Origin of the sequence: Mesorhizobium sp. M7A.T.Ca.US.000.02.2.1, from assembly GCF_003996995.1 — a bacterium.
Taxonomy (GTDB): domain Bacteria; phylum Pseudomonadota; class Alphaproteobacteria; order Rhizobiales; family Rhizobiaceae; genus Mesorhizobium.
Genome location: NZ_RZTT01000661.1, coordinates 1 through 2,140 on the forward strand (window position 1 = coordinate 1; position 2,140 = coordinate 2,140).

The following is a 2,140-nucleotide window of genomic DNA, read 5'->3' on the forward strand; positions in this document are numbered from 1 at the left end:
TGATTAAGGTGCGCATCGCCGCCGACAAGTAAATTGTCGAATAACTCTGTTTTCTCAAAAGGATATCTGACATGGCCGAAATCAAGGATCGCGAGAACGCGCTCATCATGGAAACGACCAAGGGCAAGGTCGTCATCGAACTTTTCCCCGACCTGGCGCCCGGCCATGTCGCCCGCATCAAGGAACTGGCCAGGGAAGGCGCCTATGACGGCGTGGTCTTCCACCGCGTCATCGAGGGTTTCATGGCGCAGACCGGCGACGTCAAGTTCGGCAATTCGAGCAAGCCTTCCTTCGCGCCGTCCCGCGCGGGCATGGGCGGCTCTGAAAAGCCGGATTTGAAGGCTGAATTCTCCAACGCCAACCATGCTCGCGGCACCTGCTCGATGGCCCGCTCGCAGAACCCGAACTCGGCCAATTCGCAGTTCTTCATCTGCTTCGACGATGCCGCCTTCCTCAACCGCCAGTACACGGTCTGGGGCCAGGTCATCGAAGGCATGGACAATGTCGACAAGATCAAGCGCGGCGAGCCGGTGCAGGATCCCGACAAGATCGTGTCGCTGAAGGTCGCGGCCGACGTCAAGTAAGGGCAAACGACAATGATGGGCGTCGTCTGGTCGCTTCTCGGCATCCTGTCCGGCGCCTTCATTGCCATTCAGGCGCCGATCAATTCGCAGCTGGCACGCGGCTTGGGCCTCCCGGTCGCGGCGGCTGCGTTTTCGTTCCTGTCGGGCGCGATCGTGCTCGGTATCATCTCCGTCACGGTGGTGAAGCTGCAAGGCATCTCGCTCGACTGGAAGGCGCCGGCGCCCTGGCTGTTCGTGGCCGGCGGCATGCTGGGCGGTTTCTATGTCACGCTGTCGACGATTCTCACGCCACGCATAGGTGCTGCCGCGCTGATGGCGTTTCTGGTCGCCGGCCAGTTGCTGGCCGGCATGCTCATCGACCGCGTCGGCTTCCTTGGCGTCGCGGTGCGTGAAATCTCGCTCGGCCGCGTTGCCGGCGCGGTGCTGCTCTTGGCCGGAGCGCTGCTCGTCCGGCTCTACTGATGCGCGTCGATCTCTTTGACTTCGACTTGCCGGAGGAGCGCATCGCGCTCCGCCCGGCGCAGCCGCGTGACAGCGCCAAGATGCTTCTGGTCAAATCAGGCGAAGGTCTCGAGGACTGGACGGTTGGCGACCTGCCGTCCTTGCTCAGGGCCGGCGACGTGCTGGTGTTCAACGACACCAAGGTCATTCCAGCGCAGCTCAAAGGCATAAGGCGGCGGGGCGAAGCGACGGCGCAGGTCGAAGCCACGCTGCATATGCGCATGGCGCCGGACCGCTGGCTGGCCTTCATGCGGCCGGGCAAGCGCATAGCCGCCGGCGACCGCATCCATTTCGGCCATGACGGCAATTCCTGTTTCCTCGGTCAGCTCGACGCCACGGTGATCGAGAAAGGCGAGGGCGGCGAAGCACTGCTCGGCTTCGACCTGTCGGGGCCCTTCCTCGACGAGGCGCTGCACACGGTCGGCCATATTCCGCTGCCGCCCTACATCGCCTCGAAGCGCGACGACGACGAACGCGACCGGGCCGATTACCAGACCATCTATGCAAGCGAGGAAGGCGCCGTCGCGGCACCGACCGCGGGCCTGCATTTCACGCCGGAGCTTTTTGCAGCGCTTGACGCCAAGGGCATCGAACGCCGCTTCGTCACCTTGCATGTCGGCGCCGGCACGTTCCTGCCGGTGAAGGCGGACGACACCGCCGACCACAAGATGCATGCCGAGATAGGCTCGGTAAGCGCGGAAACAGCCGACGCGCTGAATGCGGCCAAGGCGAGGGGTGGGCGCATCGTTGCTGTCGGTACGACCTCGCTGCGTCTGCTGGAGAGTGCCGCGCGTGAGGACGGTACTCTGGCTGCGTGGTCCGGTCCGACCGATATCTTCATCACGCCCGGCTACCGTTTTCGCACGGCCGACGTGCTGATGACCAATTTCCATCTGCCGCGCTCGACTCTGTTCATGCTGGTTTCGGCCTTCAGCGGCCTCGACACGATGCGCCCGGCCTATGCCCATGCCATCGAGAACCGTTACAGATTCTATTCCTAGGGCGACGCAAGCCTGCTTTTCCGAGCGGAGACGAGCGACCGCCAGTCGCTCGAC

The 2,140-nt window shown here is 63.6% G+C and carries 3 protein-coding genes; all 3 read left to right on the forward strand.

Going from position 1 to position 2,140, the window contains the following annotated elements; genetic code table 11:
* The first annotated feature begins 71 nt into the window (after nucleotides 1–71).
* From EOD15_RS33205 to queA, 3 genes are read left to right on the forward strand one after another with little or no spacing between them, the layout of a single operon-like run.
* On the forward strand, nucleotides 72–584 hold the full coding sequence (locus EOD15_RS33205; protein WP_127269467.1) for a peptidylprolyl isomerase: 513 nt from the start codon (nucleotides 72–74) through the stop codon (nucleotides 582–584).
* Nucleotides 585–596: 12 nt separating this feature from the next.
* Entirely contained in the window at nucleotides 597–1,046 is a 450-nt protein-coding gene (locus EOD15_RS33210; protein WP_013531824.1) for a DMT family transporter, read from the forward strand.
* Nucleotides 1,046–2,086, forward strand: a complete 1,041-nt coding sequence (gene queA / locus EOD15_RS33215) for a tRNA preQ1(34) S-adenosylmethionine ribosyltransferase-isomerase QueA (RefSeq protein ID WP_127409237.1) — start codon at nucleotides 1,046–1,048, stop codon at nucleotides 2,084–2,086. Before EOD15_RS33210 ends, queA begins: the two co-directional genes overlap by 1 nt.
* Nucleotides 2,087–2,140: the final 54 nt, after the last annotated feature.

Bases quoted from the DNA above. Each gene is read 5' to 3' on its own strand.
- EOD15_RS33205 (WP_127269467.1), top strand. From the start codon at position 72: ATGGCCGAAATCAAGGATCGCGAGAACGCGCTCATCATGGAAACGACC.
- EOD15_RS33210 (WP_013531824.1), top strand. From the start codon at position 597: ATGATGGGCGTCGTCTGGTCGCTTCTCGGCATCCTGTCCGGCGCCTTC.
- queA (WP_127409237.1), top strand. From the start codon at position 1,046: ATGCGCGTCGATCTCTTTGACTTCGACTTGCCGGAGGAGCGCATCGCG.